A 21011-nucleotide genomic window follows, 5' to 3' on the forward strand; every position below is an offset into this window, starting at 1 on the left:
ATTCCTTCATCAGGCCGCGGTCCAGCCGCCGTCGATCGAATAATTGGCGCCGGTGATCTGCGCCGCTTCGTCCCGGCAGAGGAAAAGCACCAGCGCGGCGACCTGTTCCGATGTCACGAACTGCTTGGTCGGCTGGGCATCGAGCAGCACGTCGTTGATTACCTGTTCGCGCGTGAGGCCGCGCGCCTTCATCGTGTCCGGGATCTGGTTCTCGACCAGCGGGGTCCAGACATAGCCGGGCGAGACGCAATTGACCGTGACGCCATAGGTCGCGACTTCGAGCGCGATCGTCTTGGTGAGGCCGGCAATGGCGTGCTTGGCCATCACGTACGCGCTCTTGTTGGGGCTGGCGACGAGGCTGTGGGCCGAGGCGGTGGAGAGGATCCGGCCCCATTTCTGCGCCTTCATGTACGGCACCGCGGCGCGCGTCATGTGCCAGGCCGAGGACATGTTGATCGCGATGATCGCGTCGAACTTCTCGGGCGGGAAATCCTCGATCGGCGCGACGTGCTGGATGCCGGCATTGTTGATGATGATGTGCGGGCCGCCCAATTCGTCATGGCAGCGCTTGACCATCGCGTCGATCTGGTCGGGCTTGGTCATGTCGGCCGCGTCGTAGAGCGCCCTGGCACCGCTGGGCGCTTCCAGCGCGGCGCGCTCCGTCTCGATCGCGGCGGCATCGCCGAAGCCGTTGATCATCACGCTCGCGCCCTCGGCAGCCAGCGCCTTGGCATAGGCCAGGCCGATGCCCGAGGTGGAACCGGTGATGATCGCGGACTTGCCCTTGAGGAACATTGGGTACTCCTAATGCTGGGTGAGGTCGAAGGCGGCGGTGTTGCCGTCGAGGATGTTGCTGGCGACGATGCGCGCGTTCGCCATGGTCTCGGCCACCGCGGTGCGGCCGGCCTGCCAATGCTCGTGCATCGAGCGCGCCGAGAATTCGAAGTCGCGCGAGCCGCCTTCCCAGGCATTGGCGCGGTAGATCAGCTGGACGAGGCTGACGGGGAATTCGGAGACCCTTGCGCGGATCGCCTGGACTTCCGGATCGGCGAGCAGCTCGGGCGGCAGCTTGTCGAGCAGGCGGCAGACCATCTGGCGCTCCTGGCGCAGGCGCATGCGCTCGTCGGAGACCGCGCGCGTGCGGCTGGAGAAGCGGATCTCCTTCTCGCGGGCGATGACGTCGGTGATCGTGCGCGGCAGCTCGTCGGCGGCGGGGAAGAGATCGACCTGGAAGATCAAAGTCTCGGCGTCCTGCCGGTCGAGGATATGGGTGAGCGGGGTGTTGGAGACGAGGCCGCCGTCCCAATACCAGGCGCCGTCGATCTCGACCGGCGGCAGGCCCGGCGGCAGCGCGCCCGAGGCCATGATGTGGCGGGCGTCGAGCGTTTCGTCGCGCGTGTCGAAATAGCGGAAATTGCCGCTCTGCAGTTCGACCGCGCCGACCGAGAGGCGAACGGGGCCGTTGTTGAGCAGCTCCCAGTCGACAAGCCGGTCGAGCGTCTCCTTGAGCGGGGAGGTGTCGTAGAAGCTCAACGCCTCGATCGTGCCGGGGGTGGCGAAGCCGGGGGGCAGCAGGCGCGGGCGGAAGAAGCCGGGGACGCCGCCCCACATCACCATGCCGGCGGCCCATTCATGGCTGAACTCGCGCGCGGCATCGTTCATCGGCAGCGAGATGTCGGGGAGCGCGGAGGTCGCCTGGTCCCAGAATGCCTTGATCGCCGGAAGCCGCTTTTCGGGCGGATTGCCGGCGAAGAGGGCGGCGTTGACGGCGCCGATCGAGATGCCCGCCACCCAGTCGACTTCGATACCGGCGGTGTGGAGTTCCTCGATCACGCCGGCCTGATAGGCGCCCAGCGCGCCGCCCCCCTGCAGCACCAGCGCGACCGTGTCCGGTAGCGGCAGGCCGGGGGCTTGTCGGCGGGGACGGGTCTCTGCGTCTGCCATGCCGGTGCTGTGGCCGAAACGGCGGAGCGAGGGAAGTGTATCTTTCGTAAGGTTCGCTGCGTGCAACCGGGGGCCGCTTGGCGCATTGTTGCGGGTAATCAACAAAGAGGGATGCCATGCGGCTCGACGATATCGACCCCACCGACAACGCCCGCGACCTGGGAAGCGGTGGAGGTGGCGGTGGCGGCTTTGGCCTGCTCGGGTTGCTGCCCTTGCTGCTCGGGCGCGGCATGGGCTGTGGCGGCATCGCGATCGTCGGGCTGATCGCCATCGCCTATTTCGCGTTGAGCGGCGGTGGCGGGATGCTCGGCACCAGCAGCGGCGGTGGCGGCCAGTCGCCGACCGCAGGACAGAGCGGGCGGCAAGTGTGCGAGCAGTCGCCGCTGCGGCTGGAAGCCTGCAAGGTGATGCGTTCGGCCGACGATACCTGGGCGGCCATCTTCCAGGGCGAAGGCAAGCAGTACAAGCCGGCGACGATCAACTTCTATGCGCAGCGCGTGGATTCGGGCTGCGGCTCGGCCTCCGCGGCAGTCGGCCCCTTCTACTGCCCGCGCGACCAGGGCGTGTATCTCGACACGAGCTTCTTCCAGGAGCTCGAACAGCGCTTCGGGGCGAAGGGCGACTTCGCCCGCGACTATGTGATCGCGCACGAGATGGGGCACCATATCCAGGACCTGCTCGGCGTGTCGGACGAAGTCTCGCAGCGCCAGGCGCGGGCGAGCGACGCCGAGGGCAATGCGCTGTCGGTGCGGCTGGAGCTGCAGGCGGACTGCTATGCCGGCGTCTGGGCGGCGCGCAACAAGAGCCGGATCGAGCCGGGCGATATCGAGGAAGGCATGACCGCGGCGAACGCGATCGGCGACGATACGCTGCAGAAGCAGGCGCAGGGCACGGTGGTGCCGGAGAGCTTCACCCACGGCACGTCGGCGCAGCGCACGGCCTGGCTGCGCAAGGGCCTGGAGAGCGGCGATCCGAAGGTGTGCGATACGTTTTCGGGAAATATCTAGACTTCGTCATCCCCGCAAAGGCGGGGATCCAGAGTGGCAGAGCGATGCCTTTCGTGATTCTGGATCCCCGCCTTTGCGGGGATGACGGGTTGGGGGTGACGCGCTAAGCCTCCAGCATGACCGAAACCACCGCCCCCGAAACCCCGCCGCGCCCCAAGCTCGCCTATCACCACATTCCGGGCAAAGGCCCGACCGTGTTGTTCCTGTGCGGCTATGCGTCGGACATGAACGGCAGCAAGGCGCTGCATCTCGAGGCCTGGGCGAAGGCCAATGGCCGCGCGTTCCTGCGCTTCGACTATGCCGGCTGCGGCGCGAGCGAAGGCAGCTTCGAGGACGAGACGCTCGCCACCTGGCGAGACGATGCGATCCGGATGATCGAGGACGTGGTCAAGGAACCGGCGGTGCTGGTCGGCTCGTCGATGGGCGGCTGGATCATGGCTATGATCGCCAAGGCGCGGCCCGAGCTGGTCGCCGGCATGATCGGCGTCGCCGCGGCGCCCGATTTCACCGACTGGGGCTTCACCATGGAGCAGAAGCTCGCGCTGCTGCAGCATGGGCGGATCGAGCAGCCCAATGATTATGGCGACCAGCCGACGGTCACGACGCGGTCTTTCTGGGCGTCGGGCGAGGCGAACCGGGTGCTCGTCCAGCCGATCGCCTGGGGCGGGCCGGTGCGGCTGCTCCATGGACAGAAGGACAAGGAGGTGCCGTGGGAATACGCCCCACGGCTCGCGGCGACGATCCGTTCAGACATGGTGCAGACTCTGCTGGTCAAGGACGCCGAACATCGCTTTTCGCGCGAGCAGGACCTGGCCCTGATCGTGCGCGCGCTCGAGGAAGTCCTGACGATATGCTCCCCATCCTGATCCTCGCCCTGCAGGCCGTCCCGGTGCAGGCCGCGTCGGCCCCGCCGCAGAAGGAGCCGCCGCGCTTCACCCAGTGCATGGACCTGGCGACCGGCGATCCGGCCAAGGCGCTTGCGGACGCGGTCCAGTGGCGTTCGGAAGGCGGCGGCACGCTGGCGCGGCAATGTCTGGGCGTGGCCTATGCTAATCAGGGGAAATGGGCGGCGGCGGCCGGCACGTTCGAGGACGCCGCGCGCGAGGCGGAGACTGCCAAGGATGCGCGCGCGCCGCAATATTGGGCGTCGGCCGGCAACGCCTGGATCGCGGCAAAGGAGCCGGCCAGGGCCCGCGCGGCGATCGACGCGGCGCTCGCCACCGGCACGCTGGCCGGGCTCGACCTGGGCGAGGCGCATCTCGACCGCTCGCGGGCGATGGTCGCATTGGGCGACATGGAAGCGGCGCGCAGCGATATCGACAAGGCGCTGACCTATGCCGACAAGGATCCGCTCGTCTGGCTGCTCTCGGCGACGCTGGCGCGGCGCGCGGGCGACCTGCCGCGCGCGGCGAACGACATCACCGAGGCGCTGCGCCGTTCGGGTGACGATCCCTCCGTGCAGCTCGAGGCGGGCAATATCGCCGCGGCGAGCGGCAACGAAGCTGATGCCCGCACCGCGTGGAACCGGGCGATCGAGCTGGCGCCGGGCACGGGCATCGCGAGTGCGGCGCGCAAGGCGCTGGAGCAGTTTTCCGCGACGGAGAAGTAGCATTCTAAATTCCTCCCTGAGCTTGCTCGGGGAGGAATTGAAGGGGCTGGCACTCTGCGCTGCTGACACCTATCTCCCCGCCCATGCGCTACCTCCACACCATGATCCGCGTGACGGATCCCGACGCCACGATCGCTTTCTTCGAACTTCTGGGCCTCAAGCTGGTCCGGCGTATGGACAGCGAGGCTGGACGCTTCTCGCTGATCTTCCTTGCCGCCGACGAGGATTCGAAGGGTGAGGGCCAGCGTGCCGATGCCGAGGTCGAGCTGACCTATAACTGGCCGGCCGAGGACGGCAGCGCGCCCGAGGCGTACACCGGCGGGCGCAATTTCGGGCATCTCGCTTACCGCGTCGACAATATCTACGAGACCTGCCAGCGGCTGCTGGACGGTGGCGTGACGATCAACCGCCCGCCGCGCGACGGCAACATGGCGTTCGTCCGCACCCCCGACAGTATTTCGATCGAGTTGCTCCAGGCGGGCGATCCGCTGCCGCCGGCCGAGCCCTGGGCGTCGATGCCCAATACGGGCGTGTGGTAGGCTTTCTCGAACGGCTCGGGGCGCGTGCCCCGATCGTGCAGGCGCCGATGGCGGGCGCCGGTGGCCCGGCCCTGGCGATCGCGGCGATGCGCGGAGGGGCAGTGGGATCGCTGCCCTGCGCGCTGCTGACGCCGGGACAGATCGTCGAACAGGTCGCCGAGGTGCGGGCCGGCGCCAAGGGGCCGCTCAACCTCAATTTCTTCTGCCATCATCTTTCCGAGCCGGCGCCCGACGAGACGGCGTGGCGGGCGCTGCTCGCGCCTTATTATGCCGAAGAAGGCGTCACGCCCGGCTCGGCGCCGCCGCTGCGCCGGCCGTTTGACGCCGATCTTTGCGACGCGGTCGAGAAGGCGCGGCCCGAGATCGTCAGCTTCCATTTCGGGCTGCCCGACGAACTGCTGCTCGCGCGGGTGCGCGGGACCGGGGCAGTGGTGTTCGGCAATGCGACGACGCCGGAGGAGATGCGCTGGCTTGCCGCGCGCGGGGTGAATGCGGTGATCGCGCAAGGCGCCGAAGCGGGCGGGCATGCCGGCTGGTTCCTGGGCGAGGGGCATGTGCCGGTGCCGCTCGCGACCTTGCTCGCCGAGAGGATCGCGGTGCCGGTGATCGCGGCCGGCGGGGTCGTCACCGGAGCGGATATCGCCCGGGTGCTTGCGGCGGGGGCAAGCGGCGTGCAGATCGGCACAGCCTTCCTGGCGGCGGAGGAGAGCAGCATCTCCGCGCCGTTCCGCGCGCTGCTGGGCACCGACGTGCCGACAGCGTTCACCAATTTGTTCTCGGGCCGCGAAGCGCAGGGGATCGTCAATCGGCTGATGCGCGCGCTGCGGCCGATCCGGGGTGACGTGCCCGCCTTTCCCTATGCTTCCAATGCGCTGGCGTCGCTGCGGGCGCACGCCGAGGCGGAGGGGCGGGGCGATTATTCGCCGCTCTGGGCCGGCACCGGCGTGGCGCGGGTGCGGGCGATGGGCGCCGAGGCGCTGGTCCGACGGCTGGCGGAGGAACTTGCATCCGTGCGCAGCTAAATGCTGCGGGATTGGTGCAAAACCCGGGCAAGGCGCTAGAAAGCGTACGGAAGGGAAACAAATGGCACTCGAGATCGTGCGCATTCCAGCGCTGAGCGACAATTACATCTGGCTGATCCACGACAGGCGCGCGGACAAGACCGCCGTGGTCGATCCCGGCGACCCCGCGCCCGTGCTCGCCGAGCTCAAGCTGCGCGGCTGGAAGCTCAACGCGATCCTCAACACGCATTGGCATCCCGACCATACCGGCGGCAACGCCGTGCTGAAGGCGGAGACCGGGGCGGTCATCATCGCGCCTTCGGGGGAAGGCACCCGCATCCCGGGCGCCGACTGGCTGGCAGGCGGCAACAACAAGATCAAGGTGGGCCAGCATGTCGCGCATGTGCTGGAGGTGCCCGGCCATACCGCGGGGCACATCGCCTATCACTTCGCCGAGGATGAGAAGCTGTTCGTCGGCGACACGCTGTTCGCCATGGGTTGCGGCCGGCTGTTCGAGGGAACGGCGGAGCAGATGTTCACGAACATGCAGCTCTTCGCCAAGCTGCCGCCCGAGACCCAGGTCTATTGCGCGCATGAATATACCCAGGCGAACGGGCGTTTCGCGCTGACCGTCGAGCCGGAGAACGAAGCACTCCAGGCGCGGATGGCTGAAGTCGATGCGCTGCGCGCGGCGGGCGAGCCGACGGTGCCGACGACGATCGGGGCGGAGCTGGCCACCAACCCATTCCTGCGCGCCGAGAGCGTCGAGCAGCTGGCGGAGCGTCGTGCGGCGAAGGATGCTTTTTGATCGGCGAAGCGTTATAAGGCGATACATGTCGGGGGCGACAGGAGACAGATGATGATCCGCTTCGCCTTGCCCGTGCTGATCCTGGGCGCCTGCGCCGCCAACGCGGCGATGCCGCAAAAGACATCGACCAGCGACGAGGCCAAGATCGCCAAGGTGCTGGACGGCATGAGCGCCGGCACGCCACAGGACTGTATCGACCGCGACAGCATGGGCGAGACCAGGGGCTTTCGCGACACGATCCTCTATATCCAGGGCCGCAAGAAAGTGTGGCGCAACGACACGGTCGGCAGTTGCCTCGGCCTGGCCAATGACGATCTGATGGTGGTGAAGAGCATTTCCAGCCGGCTGTGCCGCGGCGACACGGTGACCACGCGTTCGCGCGTGGGCGGGATGATGACCGGCTCCTGCGCGCTCGGCCAGTTCGTCCCATATACCAAGTGAGGAGAGGTCGCATGCGCGTCGCGATGATCGGGGCCATGATCGGGCTGCTCGCGCTGGCGGCCTGCACGCCGAGCGCCCAGATGCAGGCGTCGCAGCAGGCCGAGGCGCAGAAGGACCTGGCCGACGCACTGGGCGATCGCGTCGCCGGCGCGCCGAAGGACTGTATCAGCGTGAACGACAGCGAGGGCTCGCAGATCATCGACAGCCAGACGATCCTCTACAAGCCGGTGGGTCGCACATTGTGGCGCAACGACCTGGCCAGCGCCTGCCCGGGCCTGCGGCCCTACACGACACTGATCGTCGAAGTGCACGGATCGCAGCTATGCCGGAACGACCGTTTCCGGGCGATCGATCCGGGGGCGAGCATTCCGGGGGCATATTGCGTGTTCGGCAAGTTCACGCCGTACGAGAAGGTGAAGTGACGTAAAATCCTCCCCCCGCTTGCGCAAGGGAGGAGTTTTTACAGCACGTAGCGGCTGAGATCCGTGTTCCGCGCCACGGCGGCAAGCTGGCTATCGACATAGGCGCCGTCGATCACCAAAGTCTCGCCCTTGCGGTCCTCGGCGCCGAAGCTGATGTCCTCGAGCAGCTTCTCCATCACCGTTTGCAGGCGGCGGGCGCCGATATTCTCGATCTCCGCATTCACCTCGGCGGCGATCTTGGCGACTGCGCGGATGCCGTCCTCGGTGAAGTCGATCTGGACGCCTTCGGTGCCGAGCAGGGCGGCGTATTGCGCCACCAGGCTCGCCTTGGTGTCGCTGAGGATCGCGACGAAGTCCGCCTCGGTCAGTGCCTTGAGCTCGACGCGGATCGGCAGGCGGCCCTGGAGCTCGGGGAGCAGGTCGCTCGGCTTGGCGACGTGGAAGGCGCCGCTGGCGATGAAGAGGATGTGATCGGTCTTCATCGGCCCGTACTTGGTGGCGACTGTGGTGCCCTCGATCAGCGGCAGCAGGTCGCGCTGGACGCCTTCGCGGCTGACCGAGCCGCCGCGCACGTCGCTGACCGCGATCTTGTCGATCTCGTCGAGGAAGACGATGCCATTGGCTTCCGCATCGGCCAGCGCGACGCGGCTGACCTCGTCCTGGTCGAGGCGCTTGTCGGCCTCTTCCTCGACGAGCTTCTCCCAGGCGGCGCGGACATTGAGCTTGCGGCGCTTGAGCGGCGTGCCGCTCAGCCCCTTCATCATCTCGCCCAGATTGATCATCTGCGGGCCGGCGCCCGGGATGTCGAAGGGCATCTGCGAGGCCTGCTCGACTTCGATCTCGATCTCGCTGGTGTCGAGCGTGCCTTCATGGAAGCGCTGCTTGAACGCCTCGCGCGTCGCCGTGGAGCTGTCCTTGCCGGTGAGCGCGTCGAGCAGGCGCTGCATCGCCGCCTCCTCCGCCTTGTCCTTCACCGCGGCGCGGCGGCGCTCCTTCTCGAGCCGGATCGCTTCCTCGACCAGGTCGCGGGCGATCTGCTCGACGTCGCGGCCGACATAGCCGACTTCGGTGAACTTGGTCGCTTCCACCTTTACGAAGGGCGCGTCGGCGAGCTTGGCCAGGCGGCGGCTGATCTCGGTCTTGCCGCAGCCGGTCGGCCCGATCATCAGGATGTTCTTCGGCGTGACCTCGTCGCGAAGGTCGGCGGAAAGCTGCTGGCGGCGCCAGCGGTTGCGCAGCGCGACCGACACGGCGCGCTTGGCGTCCTGCTGGCCGATGATGTGCGCGTCGAGGGCGGCGACGATCGCCTTGGGGGTGAGGGCTTCGTTCATTTTGGGAAATGGGTCTCTGGCATTGTTTCGAACCCGGATGTCGGGTGCCGGATGCCCCGCTTCAAGCCGTGCAGCGGAAGCCGGCGAAGAAGGCCTGGTGCCGGGCGAGGATCTTCGCGATGCGATCGGGCTGTGGCGTGGCGTCCCATTCGCCATGCTCGAAGCTGCCGCCGCAGAGGATGCCGTCTGCCCGGGGGAACATATAGCCCATGTGACCGCCAAAGGCGTACTGGACCTCTGGCTGGGGAAGCAGCACCGCGAGCTGGCCCCGCACCGGCTCGATCCCGGCGTCGCCGAACAGCTTGCCCGCGCCGAGGCCGGTGCAGTTGAAGACCAGCGTTTCGGGCAAGGCGAGGATGTCGGCGGGGGTGGCGAAGTCGCGGATGACGAACGTGCCGCCGGCGATCTGGATGTCGCGCATCAGCTGACGGAGCAGATGGCCGCTCTCGGCATACATGGTGCTGAAGCGGCGGACGCGCTGGACCGGGAAGGGATGCTCGCCCGGGCCGAGGATCACCCGGTCCGCCTCATAGGCGTCGGCGAGATCGGGCGCGGCGTCGTCCTGCGCGGGATCGTCTCGCATCTGGAGGTAGGTGGGCACCCAGCGGATGCCATATTCCTCGCCGACCATGATCTGGAAGCGCCGCCAGCTATAGTCCATCGCCGCCTTGAACTGGCCGATCCATTCGGGGGTGACCTGGTCGGGTTCATAGAGGCTGGCCGGGTGCCATTGGCCACCGGCGATGTTCGAAGTGGTGTGGGGCGGCAGCTGGGCCGCGTAGAGCGTGACCTGGCGCCCGGCTTCCTGGAGCAGGCGCGCGGTGGTGAGGCCGACGATGCCGGAACCGAGCACCGCGACCGGGCCGCCATGGCCGGGCAGGCCGAGATCGACCGCAAGCCGCGCGGTGCCCCAGCTCAGCGTGATGCCCGCGCCGCCATGGCCGTAATTATGGACCAGGCGCTTGTCGCCCAGCGGCTCGGCGCGGACGATGAAGCCCGAGGCGCGATAGGGCCGCAGGCCCGCGACCGTGCGGATGACGCGGTGCGGGGAAACATTGGCGATGGGGAGGCATTTCGGGCCGCGGCTGGTGGTGGCGAGCGCCGCCGGGCGCGGCGTCGCCGTGCAGGCGGGGAGGGCGAGCGCGGCGGAGGCGATCAGCGGGCGGCGGGCGATCAGCATGCCGCGCAGGGTAGGGGAGAGAGCGCGCGGCTCAACCTGGTTTTGGTTGGGGAAGGTATGAGGCGAGCTCATGGCTCTTCTGGCCCACCCCTTCAGGGCAGGGGCTTATGAGGCCAGCCACGCCTCCGCCGCTTCCATCGTGGTGAACACGCGCACCCGCTCATGGGTCAGCGTGCGCTCGGCCTGGAGCTTGTTGAGGTGGCTGCCGACCACCACGGCGGCGCGGCCGGTGGTGTGGGGCATGCCGGCGTGCATGATGTTGGGCAGCAGGTCGGCCACGTCGTTCGCCTGCACCGGGAAGTCGAACGATTCGACCAGCGCCGTGTAGGTGCCGCCGGCGGCACGCGCTTCGGCCAGCTTCTCGCCCACAGCCGCGGCGAAGGGCGCCACATCCTCTATCTTCCAGAAACCGCTCACATGGATCGTCAGGCGATCGGCCTGGCGGTCATACTCGACGCGATACATGATGTGCCTTTGCGGAAGGGGGGAAGGCGGCGCCGCTAGGGCAGGTCAGGTGTCGCTGTCGAGCATTTCCACGGTGAGGCGGTCATTGGTGTAGACGCAGAGCTCGCCGGCGATCTTCATCGCAGCCCGCGCGATCTTCTCTGCATCGGTCTCGTAATCGACCAGCGCGCGCGCTGCGGCCAGGGCGAAATTGCCGCCCGAGCCGATCGCCGCCACGCCGCCCTCGGGCTCCAGCACGTCGCCGTTTCCGGTGACGACCAGCGTCACTTCCTTGTCGGCGACGATCAGCATCGCCTCGAGGTTGCGGAGATATTTGTCGGTCCGCCAGTCCTTGGCGAGCTCGACCGCGGCGCGCAGCAACTGGCCGTTGTGGCGCTCCAGCTTGGCCTCGAGCCGCTCGAACAGGGTGAAGGCATCGGCCGTGGCGCCGGCAAAGCCTGCGATCACGCTGCCGTCGCCCAGGGGCCTGACCTTGCGGGCGTTGGGCTTCATCACGGTGTTGCCGGCCGAGACTTGGCCATCGCCCGCGATCACGACTTTACCCGATTTGCGCACGGAAAGGATCGTTGTGCCGTGCCACGCATTTGTTTCGCTCATGGAGAGGATATGGGGAGCACCAGGCGGGCCCCGCAAGAGGGTCTGTTCCGGCGGCGCGGCACGCGATCCGCCGCAAGTGTTGCATTGGCGACACATCGCACTGCAGCAAAATTCACACCCGACAACGCTGACGCGTCGGAGCATTGACGTTTCATGGAACCGGTTTCATTGGGGTTTCAGGCGAACACCAAGAACAGAACAACTGCCACCGAAGCTTGTAACCGGTTACAACCTCGCTGGGGAGGAAATACAGTGGGAATTCAGACTAAGAATCGTCGCGCCCTGACGCGCGGCATCTCCGCAACTGCAATGGCGGCCGCGACGCTGCTGGCAAGCGGCGCCATCATGCTGCCGACCGTGGCTTCGGCCCAGGTGAGCACCAGCACGCTGCGCGGCGCGGTGACGAGTGCGGACGGCACTGCCATCGCCGACGCGCAGATCAGCGCACGCAGCGCCAGCACCAACCAGACTATCAGCGCGACCAGCGGCCCCGACGGCCGCTATACCCTGACCGGCCTGCGCGCGGGCGAGTATGAAGTGACCGCATCCGCGGGCGGGCAGAGCACGAGCCAGCAGGTGGCGATCGCAGTGGCACAGTCGGTCAATCTCGACCTGACGCTCGGCGGCGACACCGCAGCGGTGCCCGAAGGCCAGATCGTCGTGACCGGCAACCGCCTGACCGAGACGCGCACCAGCGAAGTCGCGACCAATGTCAGCGTCACCCAGATCGAGCGCCTGCCGCAGACCGACCGCAACTTCCTGTCGTTCGTCGCACTCGCCCCGGGCGTGAAGTATAATGACAGCGAGACCGACAAGGGCTTCACCTCGGGTGCGTCGACCGCCAGCCAGGTCAATGTGTTCATCGACGGCGTCAGCCTGAAGAACCAGGTGCGCGAGGGCGGCATCGCCGGCCAGCAGAACAGCCGCGGCAACCCGTTCGGCCAGCTCGCCGTGCAGGAATTCCGCGTCCTCACCCAGAACTACAAGGCCGAGTACGAGCAGGCCGGCGCGGCGATCGTCACGGCGATCACCAAGTCGGGCACCAACGAGTTCCACGGCGAGATCTTCGGCCAGTACACCGACAAGGGGCTGAGCGAGAAGGCGTATCTCGACAAGCGCAACAACCGCGCCGAGCCGGCGTTCGAGCGCAAGCAATATGGCGCGTCGCTCGGCGGCCCGATCATCAAGGACCGGCTGTTCTTCTTCGCCGCCTATGAAGGCAACGACCAGAACCGTGCGTTCAACGTCGACAGCTCGGGCTCGCCCGCGGCGATCGCGCAGTTCGAGCAATATTCGGGCCGCCGCCTGAGCGAGTTCGAAGGCGCGTTCGTCAGCCCGTTCCGCGGCGACTTCTACTTCGGCAAGCTGACCCTGACCCCAGACGATCGCCAGACGTTCGACCTGTCGTTCAGCCGCCGCGAGGAGACCGATATCCAGGGCTTTGGCGGCAACACCGCCTTCGAGAATGCCGAGAACAAGAAGAACAAGGTCGATACCTACCTGTTCAAGTGGAACTATAACGGCGACAGCTTCACCAACGAGTTCAACGCCAGCTACCTGAACTACAACTTCAACCCGACCTCGCTGCACCCCGAGCTGCCGTCGTACGAATATGCCGGCGTGATCCTCTATGGCGGCAAGGATTCGACGCGCAACGAGACCCAGGCGAGCTACACGCTGCGCGACGACTTCACCTTCACCGGCATCGACGGCCATGCGATCAAGTTCGGTGCGCGCGTCGAAGTGACCGACATCCAGTTCGACAACAACGCCTATATCCAGCCGCGCTACACCTATCGCATCGACAGCGCCGGCACGGTCGATCCGGCCGACGACACCAACTTCTCGTTCCCGGCCGAGGCGCGCCTCGGGCTGGGCAGCGGGCGGATCCAGGCGTCGAACACCCAGGTCGGCCTCTATCTGCAGGACGATTGGGACGTCACCGACCGGCTGCAGCTGAACCTGGGCGTGCGCTGGGATTACGAGACCAACGGCTTCAACAACCATTATCGCACGCCCGCGGCGGCAGCGGCGGCACTGCGTGCGCTGCCGACCACCTTCTACTTCAACCCCGAGAACTACATCACCGACGGCAACGACCGTTCGCCGTTCGCCGGCGCGATCGCGCCGCGCTTCGGCTTCTCGTACGACATCAAGGGCGATCGCTCGACGGTGATCTTCGGCGGCGCGGGCCGCTATTACGACCGCAACAACTTCAACAACACGGTCGACGAGCTGTCGCGCTCGATCAACCCGGTCGGCGTGTTCCGCTTCTCGCAGAATGGCCTGCCGCGTTCGGGCCTGCCGACGGTGGTGTGGAATCCGGCCTATGGCACCCGCGCGGGCCTGCTGGCGCTCGCGGCGACCGCCACCACCGGCCTGCCCGAGTTGTTCGCAGTGAAGAACGATGCCCGTCCGCCGGTGAACGACCAGTTCTCGCTCGGCGTGCGCCAGCGCTTCGGCATCTTCGAAGCGTCGGTCACCGGCTCGTACCAGACCGGCCGCAACGGCTATACCAACCTGTTCGCCACCCGGCAGAACAACGGGCTGGGCGGCTGCTGCAACACCGCGCCGGTGACGCCGTACGGCTATGCCAACGTGCTGATCGGCTATGACGGGCTCGACACCCGCTACAAGGCGCTCTTCTTCACGCTCGACAAGAACTACACCAAGGCCTCGGGCTGGGGCCTGAACATCGCCTACACGCTCTCCAAGGCGGAGCAGAATGGCGGCGACCTGTTCAGCCTCGATGGCCTGACGCCGGACGGCTATGGCTGGCGGCCCAAGGCCGGCGACGAGCGTCACCGGGTGGTGATCTCGGGCATGGTCGACCTGCCGCTGGGCTTCCGCTTCTCCACCCTCGCCACGCTGAGCAGCGGCGCTGCCTATCAGGTTACCGATGGCAGCCGCGGTTCGGACAGCGGTGCGGCACTGCTGACCGCGGCCTATCCGGAGAAGAACTGCATCGAGGGGCTGTTCGCCTTTTGCGAGGTGAACGTGTCGCTGGCCAAGACCTTCCCGGTGCTGGGTGGCGACAATCTCGAAGTCGCAGTCGATGTCCTCAACCTGTTCAACAACAAGAACTTCAAGGACTTCGACACCTATATGAACGCGGCGGTGACCCCGCCGGACCTGCTCGATCCGGCCGATTACGCCCATGCGGCCAACACGCTGACGCTGCCGCGCCGCATCCAGTTCCGCCTGGGGTATCGCTTCTAGAGCAGCCCGGGCGCTGTCACTTCGGGGGGAGGCGAGCCGCAGGGCTTTCCTCCCCCTTTTCATTCGGGGAAAGACGATGCGTATCCCGTTGGCCCTGGCCAGCCTGCTCGCCACCACCGCGCACGCCCAGCCGGGACGCGAAACCTACGCCAACCCGATCGATATCGATTATCGCTACAATTTCGAACAGGCCAATGAAGGCGTGTCGTACCGCACCGGCGCGGACCCGGCGATCGTCACCTTCAAGGGCAAATACTACCTCTTCCAGACGCTGGCCGACGGCTATTGGTCGTCGAGCGACCTGGTCCACTGGACGTTCGTCACGCCCAGCCGCTGGCCGTTCAACTCGATCGTCGCACCCGCGGTGTGGAGCGATGGCGAGCGCATCCTGATCCAGCCATCGATGACGCGCGCGGAATCGATCCTGTCGATCACCGATCCCGACAGCGGCAAGCTCGACTTCTTCGTGCGGCGCATGCCCGAACTGGTCGATTCGGTGGGGGAGGGGCATGTCCCCGCGCCCGGCGAGGCCAAGGTGCCGCCCGGCCCCTGGGACCCTGCGCTGTTCAAGGACGAGGACGGGAAGTGGTACCTGTACTGGGGATCGTCCAACGTCTTCCCGCTCTACGGGATCGAGATCGCGTTCGCGGACGGCAAGCTGGCCTACAAGGGTAAGCCCACGCCGATGCTGGCGCTGCACCCCGAGCAGCATGGCTGGGAGCGGTTCGGCCAGGATCATTCGGGCACGCTGCCGAACGGCACGCCGATTACCCCCTTCATGGAGGGCGCCTGGATGACCAGGGTCGGTGGGCGCTACTATCTGCAGTACGGCGCGCCGGGCACCGAATATAACGCCTATTCCAACGGCACCTATGTCTCCGACAAGCCGCTCGGGCCGTTCGAATATGCGCCGTACAACCCGGTCGCCTACAAGCCCGGCGGGTTCGTGCAGGGCGCGGGGCACGGCTCGACCTTCCAGGATGTGCACGGAAACTGGTGGAACACCGGCACGCCGTGGATCGGCTATAACTGGACCTTCGAGCGGCGAATCGGGATGTGGCCGGCCAGGTTCTGGGCGGACGGGCAGATGGCGGTCTCGACTCGCTTCGGCGACTTCCCGCATTATGCACCGACTGCGAAGGTCGAGGATCCGGAGAGCCTGTTCACCGGCTGGATGCTGCTTTCGTACCGGAAGGCGGCGGTGGCTTCGTCGACGCTCGGCGAGTTCGGCGCCGGCCGGGCGACCGACGAGGATCCGCGCAGCTTCTGGGTGGCGGGGAAGAATGCGCCGGGCGAGACGCTGACGGTGGATCTTGGCGGGGCCAGGACGCTGCGCGCGGTGCAGGTCAATTTCGCCGACTACAAGGCCGGTCGGTTCGGCGACGCGCCGGATATCTATACCGAGTTCGCGCTGGAATCCTCGCTGGACGGGAAGAACTGGTTTCCGCTGGCCAGGACCGAGGCGCCGCGGCGGGATCGGCCCAATGCCTATTTCCAGCTGCCGGCGCCGGTACAGGCGCGGTTCGTACGGTACGTGCACGGCCATGTCGGCGGGGCGAACCTGGCGATCAGCGACTTGCGGGTGTTCGGCTCGGCAGGCGGCAAGGCGCCGGCGATGCCGGGCGGGGTCATTGCAAAGCGCGACGGCGACGCTCGCAATGCCCATGTCACGTGGAAGCCCGTGCCCGGCGCGGTGGGCTACAATGTCCTGTGGGGCGTGCGGCCGGATCGGCTGACGCTGGCCTATCAACGCTGGGCGGACCAGGGACCGGCGCTCGAGTTGCGGGCGCTGAACCTGGGCGTGGACTATTGGGTCGCGGTCGAGGCGTTCGACGAGAATGGGGTTTCTCGGCGGACCAAGCCTGTCCGCATCCGCTAGACGCCCGACGCCTCGGTTAAGAATTCGACCAGCGCGCCCGGGGCGTTCGCGCCAAGGCAGATGCCGAGAATCTGGTGGGCGTCGGCGGCTTCCTTCGCGCTGCGGGTGAACATCGCCGCTTCATAGTCGGCGAGTGCCGCTTCGATGTCGCCGGGCCGGGCCGCGATCGCCAAGGCGAGCTCGGCGCCGTCGAGCATCGCCAGGTTGGCGCCCTCGCCAGCCGGGGGTGCCAGGTGCGCGGCATCGCCGAGCAAGGTCACGCCGGGCACGCGATCCCAGCGATGATCGTTCGGCAGCGCGTGGAGCGCGCGCGGGACCGGCGGAGTCTCGCCATCGGTGATCAATGCGGTGAGCGCCGGCGCCCAGCCGGCGAACTCGGCCGCGATACGCGCGGTCGCGGCGGCGGCATCGGTGAAGTCGATGCCGGCGATCCATTCAGCGGGGCGGTTGAGCGCGACATAGGCGTGGAGGACGCCGCCCGCCTCGCGGTGTGCGAAGATGCCCTTGCCCGGCGCCATCGCGAACAGCGCGCCGCTGCCCACCGCTTCGGCCGATGCGGGGTGATGCGTGTCGGCATCATGCAGATAGGTCTCGACGAAGGTGGTGCCGATATAGCCGGGTTGCGCTGTCGAAAGCAGCGGACGCACCTTCGACCAGGCGCCATCGGCACCGACGAGAAGATCGCTGGTCACACCCGACCCGTCCGCGAAGGTCAGCGCGTGCCGGCCATCGTCGAGCGGCGCAACGCCGACGAGCTTCTTCCCCCAGTGGATCGTCCCTGCCGGGAGCGACTCGAGCAGGATCCGCCGCAATTCGCCGCGCAGCACCTCGGGGCGCCCGCCGGTGCCGTCATCGGGCTGATCGAGCAGTACATTGCCGTGCTGGTCGAGCACGCGCGACGCCTGGCCGCCTTCGTGGATCAGCGCGCGGAACTGGCCAGTAAGGCCCGCTGCCTCGAGCGCGCGCTGGCCGTCCTCGACATGGATGTCGAGCATGCCGCCCTGGGTACGGGCCTCGGGTGCGGAATCCGCTTCGTAAATTGCGGCGGGAATGCCGTGGAGGTGAAGGACCCGGGCGAGCACGAGGCCGCCAAGGCCGGCGCCGACGATGGTGACGGGAGTCATATTGAAGCTTTCGAACGTTGATTGGAACGTTGTTCCATAAATCGTCTATTGGAACGGCGTTCCAATGCTGTCAAGGCATTGTGCATGGCAGAACGGACCGAACGCCGCGCGGACGCGCTTTCGAAGGAGCGGATCGTCGAGGCGGCGATCGCGATCCTCGATGCCGAGGGCGAGCGCGCGCTGACATTCCGTGCGCTCGCCGCGCGGCTGGCGACCGGAAGCGGCGCGATCTACTGGCATGTCGCCGACAAGGACGATCTGCTCGGGGCGGCTGCCGACCATGTCATCGCCGGGGTGGTGCACGCGATCGGCGGCACGGAGCCGCGCGACGCGATCCGCGCCATTGCCTTGGGCGTGTTCGACGCGATCGACGATCATCCCTGGGTGGGTGCGCAGCTGCACCGGGCGCCGTGGCGGCCGGCGATGCTGCTGGTGGCGGAAGGGATCGGCAGCCGGCTCCAGCAACTCGGCGTCCCCGACCGCGCGCTGTTCGATTCCGCGTCCGCGCTGGTGAACTACATCCTCGGGGTCGCCGGACAGAATGCCGCGAATGCGCGGCTTGCGCAGGACGCCGGCCGAACTGACCGCTCGGCGTTCCTCGGGGCGGTCGCCGCGCGCTGGGCGCAGCTCGATCCGGCCGAATACAGCTTCCTGCCCAAGGTGGCGGCGCAGTTGCCCGTGCATGACGATCGCGCGCAATTCCTGGCCGGCGTAGACCTTATCCTGGCCGGCATCGACGCGCTGGGCTGATCAGCCCAGCCAGCCCCCGGTGAACCCGGCGGCCTTCAGCCCCTTGCGGATCGGCGCGCTGCTGCGCATCCGCTTCCACACGAAATCATTCCGGTAATTCGCCGCCTGGAGCAGGATCGGGCCCTGGTCGATGCCGATATAGTCGGTGTCGTACCAGCCCTTCACCGGATCGACCCGGCCATTCGCGACGCGCTTGTCGGTCCAGCGGAAGCTCGGGTTGAACGAGTCGTAGAAGCCGTATTTGCCGTACAGGAGCGCGCCATGCTCGCGGCGCAGTGCCTCGGCGGCGGGGATCACGATCTCGGGTGCGAAGGGCAGCGAGCCGAGCGCGGCGGTGGGGGCGAGCGTGCCGTCGTCGCGCTCGTCGGGCTGGCCGAGCGGGCCGCGGGCGGAATATCCGAAGAACTCGGTTCGCTTGCCCTTGAAGTCGAGCGTGTAGCCGCCCGGGCCGTCACAGGCGGTGAGGCCCCATATGTCCTTGGACCATCCGTCCCAGCGCTGCGGATTGGCGATGCAATAGGCGCGGTTGGCATAAGTGGCGCGGCGGCTATTCTCGAAATAGTCCATGCCGGCTTCGCGCATCACCGCGTCGCGGATGCCGCGGAAGTCGATCCAGACCTGGCTGTACTGGTGGCCGAACATGGGCGCGAAGGCGAGGTGGCGAGTCGGCCCTTCGCCGCGCCAGCTGTGCGGATAGGGGGCGGTCCAGACATCCCAGCTGTCCGCCGGCAGCGCGTGCTCGGGGGCGCCGAGGCCGAGGATGTAGACGAACATCCCCTCGTTATAGCCGTCCCAGTTGCGCTCGATCAGGCCGCGGCCGGGGTGCCAGCCCATCGACACGGCCTTGCGCCCGTCCGAGCGGAAGAAGTTCCAGTCGGCGCGGGTATAGAGTTTTTGGGCGAGTTCGCGGATCTCGCGCTCCTTCGCGTCTGCGCGATCATAATATTGACCGGCGAACAGCACGCCCATCAGCAGCAAGGTGGTGTCGACGCTGGACAGCTCGACATTGCCGAAGCGCTCGCCGGTGATCATGTCGATGAAATGGTAGAAGAAGCCGGCATGGCCGATCTTGCCGGTCGGCTCGGGCCCCTGCGGCGCTTCCCAGAAGAAGCGCAGCGTGGTGAGGGTGAGGTCGCGCGCCTCCGCCCGGGTGATCCAGCCGCGCTCGACCCCGACCGGATAGGCGGTCAGCGCGAAGCCGACCGAGGCGATCGAGCAGAAGCTGGGGCTGGGATAGCGATCGGGGACCAAGCCATTGTCGCGCCGCGCGGTTTCCCAGAACCAGCGGAACGTGCGGTGCTCGATGTCCTCGTAGAAGGCGGGGAGCGTGCGCACACCGGCCGCCTTGCGGCTCTGCGCGGCCGCTGCGCCCGGCACCGCGGCTCCGGCCAACAGGAGCGAAGACCGCGAAAGGAGCGCGCGCCGGTCGATCATGGTCCAAGCCTCATACACGATAAAGAGCGGTTCCGCCCGCGGCTATGACATGCCGCCCGGAAAATCGGAGGCGGCGCGGCGGGCGCCGCCTCCCACGGGGGATGCAACCAGCGGCGGGTGGTTTCTGAAACCGGTTACAGTTCCGGCGCAAAAAGAAACGGAGCCACGCTCACGCATGCGCGGCTCCGTCCGTGGAAGCGGTGCGCGGCGCCGTGGTGGCGCGCATCACCAGCTCGGGAATCTGGGTTTCGCTGGCGCGGACCTGGTCCTTGCCCTCCAGCATGTCGATCAGCCGGGCGACGGCGCGGGCGCCCATCTCGGCGATGTTCACCCGCACCGTGCTGAGCGCGAGGTAGCGGGCGAGGGGGACGTCGTCGAAACCGGCGACGGCGATATCCTCGGGCACGCGCTTGCCGGAGGTGCGCAGGATGTGGAGGCAGCCGATCGCCATGCTGTCATTGGCGGCGAAGACGGCGTCGGTAAGCGTGTTGCTCGCCAGGATCTCGTGCGCGGCGGCCTCGCCCGCTTCCTCGTTGAAGTCGCCGGCGATGATGCGCGGGGGCAGGCCGAGACGTGCGCAGGCGGCAAGATATCCCTGGGCGCGTTGCTGCGCGTCGACATTGCGCTCGGGCCCGGCGATGTGGACGATGTGGCGATAGCCATTGGCGTAAAGGTGATCGACCATCGCCTCGGCGCCGCTGCGATTGTCGAAGCGCAGGGCCGGGCGGCCGGGCAGGTCGGCATGGCTGTTGATCATCACCGAGGGGAGCGCCGGCGGAATCGCGCGCTCGAGCGTTTCGGCCGAGATGTGCGGCGCCATCACGAGCAGCCCGTCGACGCGGCCGCGCATCGCCCGCAAGGCCACCGCGGCCTGGTCGCCATCGTCATGCATGTTGGAAAGGAGCAGCAGGTAGCCACGGCGGCTCGCTTCCCTGTCCATGCCGCGCACGCATTCGGAGAAGAACTCGCCGTGGAGATCGGGCAGGACGACACCGATCGCGTGGTTGCGCGCGAGGCTTAGGCTGCGCGCGCCGGCATGGGGGACATAGCCCAATTCGGTCGCTGCCTTGATCACCCGGTCGCGGGTTTCGGCGCGGACATTGTCGAGGCCGTTGAGCGCGCGCGACACCGATGCGACCGAAACTTCGGCGCGGCGTGCGACATCGCGGATGGTGGCCTCGCCCATTTTCAGTCCCTTCTACCGGATCACGCATGTTTCCTGCGTTTCAGACCGCTTCCGCGATTGCATTACAAGCCGCGT

Annotated in this window: 20 protein-coding genes; 11 read left to right on the top strand and 9 right to left on the bottom strand. The window is 67.4% G+C overall.

Annotation, left to right across the window (positions count from 1 at the left end; genetic code table 11):
• Nucleotides 1–9: 9 nt before the first annotated feature.
• Nucleotides 10–795, bottom strand: a complete 786-nt coding sequence (locus AC1RPL_RS09970) for a 3-hydroxybutyrate dehydrogenase (protein ID WP_493069150.1) — start codon at nt 793–795, stop codon at nt 10–12.
• 9 nt (nt 796–804) lie between these two features.
• Entirely contained in the window at nt 805–1944 is a 1140-nt protein-coding gene (locus AC1RPL_RS09975; protein WP_493069151.1) for a patatin-like phospholipase family protein, read from the bottom strand.
• A 116-nt stretch (nt 1945–2060) separates the two neighbouring features.
• Between AC1RPL_RS09975 and ypfJ the strand changes: the two genes are divergently transcribed.
• The 8 genes from ypfJ to AC1RPL_RS10015 all read left to right on the top strand — a co-directional run bounded on the left by ypfJ (nt 2061) and on the right by AC1RPL_RS10015 (nt 7771).
• Complete coding sequence (gene ypfJ, locus AC1RPL_RS09980) at nt 2061–2951, top strand: KPN_02809 family neutral zinc metallopeptidase (protein WP_493069152.1); 891 nt, start codon at nt 2061–2063, stop codon at nt 2949–2951.
• 116 nt (nt 2952–3067) lie between these two features.
• Nucleotides 3068–3817 (top strand): alpha/beta fold hydrolase, encoded by a 750-nt coding sequence (locus tag AC1RPL_RS09985; protein WP_493069153.1) that lies wholly within the window; start codon nt 3068–3070, stop codon nt 3815–3817.
• Nucleotides 3802–4560 (top strand): tetratricopeptide repeat protein, encoded by a 759-nt coding sequence (locus AC1RPL_RS09990; protein ID WP_493069154.1) that lies wholly within the window; start codon nt 3802–3804, stop codon nt 4558–4560. The genes AC1RPL_RS09985 and AC1RPL_RS09990 overlap by 16 nt, the downstream gene beginning before the upstream one ends.
• 83 nt (nt 4561–4643) lie before the next feature.
• On the top strand, nt 4644–5099 hold the full coding sequence (locus tag AC1RPL_RS09995) for a VOC family protein (RefSeq protein ID WP_493069155.1): 456 nt from the start codon (nt 4644–4646) through the stop codon (nt 5097–5099).
• On the top strand, nt 5093–6121 hold the full coding sequence (locus tag AC1RPL_RS10000) for an NAD(P)H-dependent flavin oxidoreductase (protein WP_493069156.1): 1029 nt from the start codon (nt 5093–5095) through the stop codon (nt 6119–6121). Before AC1RPL_RS09995 ends, AC1RPL_RS10000 begins: the two co-directional genes overlap by 7 nt.
• Nucleotides 6122–6182: 61 nt before the next feature.
• Nucleotides 6183–6908 carry a hydroxyacylglutathione hydrolase gene (gene gloB / locus AC1RPL_RS10005; RefSeq protein ID WP_493069157.1) on the top strand — a complete coding sequence of 242 codons (726 nt, stop codon included), beginning with the start codon at nt 6183–6185 and terminating at the stop codon, nt 6906–6908.
• A 51-nt stretch (nt 6909–6959) separates the two neighbouring features.
• A complete protein-coding gene (locus tag AC1RPL_RS10010; RefSeq protein WP_493069158.1) occupies nt 6960–7349 on the top strand; it encodes a hypothetical protein in 390 nt (129 codons plus the stop codon).
• Between the two features lie 11 nt (nt 7350–7360).
• The gene (locus AC1RPL_RS10015) at nt 7361–7771 is read left to right on the top strand and encodes a hypothetical protein (RefSeq protein WP_493069159.1); all 411 of its coding nucleotides are present in this window, start codon (nt 7361–7363) and stop codon (nt 7769–7771) included.
• Between the two features lie 38 nt (nt 7772–7809).
• On the opposite strand, the gene hslU is transcribed toward AC1RPL_RS10015, so the two are convergent.
• The 4 genes from hslU to hslV form a co-directional block, all read right to left on the bottom strand.
• Complete coding sequence (hslU, locus tag AC1RPL_RS10020) at nt 7810–9102, bottom strand: ATP-dependent protease ATPase subunit HslU (protein WP_493069160.1); 1293 nt, start codon at nt 9100–9102, stop codon at nt 7810–7812.
• 61 nt (nt 9103–9163) lie between these two features.
• Nucleotides 9164–10282, bottom strand: coding sequence for an FAD-dependent oxidoreductase (locus AC1RPL_RS10025; protein ID WP_493069161.1), 1119 nt, complete (start codon nt 10280–10282; stop codon nt 9164–9166).
• Nucleotides 10283–10387: 105 nt separating this feature from the next.
• Nucleotides 10388–10747, bottom strand: coding sequence for a hypothetical protein (locus AC1RPL_RS10030; RefSeq protein ID WP_493069162.1), 360 nt, complete (start codon nt 10745–10747; stop codon nt 10388–10390).
• A gap of 45 nt (nt 10748–10792) precedes the next feature.
• Entirely contained in the window at nt 10793–11344 is a 552-nt protein-coding gene (gene hslV / locus AC1RPL_RS10035) for an ATP-dependent protease subunit HslV (protein ID WP_493069163.1), read from the bottom strand.
• 309 nt (nt 11345–11653) lie between these two features.
• On the opposite strand from hslV, the gene AC1RPL_RS10040 reads away from it, so the two are divergent.
• Together AC1RPL_RS10040 and AC1RPL_RS10045 are read left to right on the top strand one after the other, a co-directional pair.
• Nucleotides 11654–14563 carry a TonB-dependent receptor gene (locus AC1RPL_RS10040; RefSeq protein WP_493069831.1) on the top strand — a complete coding sequence of 970 codons (2910 nt, stop codon included), beginning with the start codon at nt 11654–11656 and terminating at the stop codon, nt 14561–14563.
• Between the two features lie 76 nt (nt 14564–14639).
• Nucleotides 14640–16442: a family 43 glycosylhydrolase gene (locus AC1RPL_RS10045; protein WP_493069164.1), complete on the top strand. Its 1803-nt coding sequence runs from the start codon at nt 14640–14642 to the stop codon at nt 16440–16442.
• Here the strand turns inward: AC1RPL_RS10045 and AC1RPL_RS10050 are convergent.
• Entirely contained in the window at nt 16439–17566 is a 1128-nt protein-coding gene (locus AC1RPL_RS10050) for an FAD-dependent oxidoreductase (RefSeq protein WP_493069165.1), read from the bottom strand. The two genes, AC1RPL_RS10045 and AC1RPL_RS10050, sit on opposite strands and share 4 nt — an antisense overlap.
• An 84-nt stretch (nt 17567–17650) precedes the next feature.
• On the opposite strand from AC1RPL_RS10050, the gene AC1RPL_RS10055 reads away from it, so the two are divergent.
• Nucleotides 17651–18316, top strand: a complete 666-nt coding sequence (locus AC1RPL_RS10055; RefSeq protein WP_493069166.1) for a TetR/AcrR family transcriptional regulator — start codon at nt 17651–17653, stop codon at nt 18314–18316.
• On the opposite strand, the gene AC1RPL_RS10060 is transcribed toward AC1RPL_RS10055, so the two are convergent.
• A complete protein-coding gene (locus tag AC1RPL_RS10060; RefSeq protein WP_493069167.1) occupies nt 18317–19750 on the bottom strand; it encodes a glucoamylase family protein in 1434 nt (477 codons plus the stop codon).
• A 169-nt stretch (nt 19751–19919) separates the two neighbouring features.
• Complete coding sequence (locus AC1RPL_RS10065; protein ID WP_493069168.1) at nt 19920–20936, bottom strand: LacI family DNA-binding transcriptional regulator; 1017 nt, start codon at nt 20934–20936, stop codon at nt 19920–19922.
• Nucleotides 20937–21011 lie beyond the last annotated feature (75 nt).

The sequence above is a fragment of the Sphingomonas sp. GW821-FHT12D09 genome, assembly GCF_058807215.1.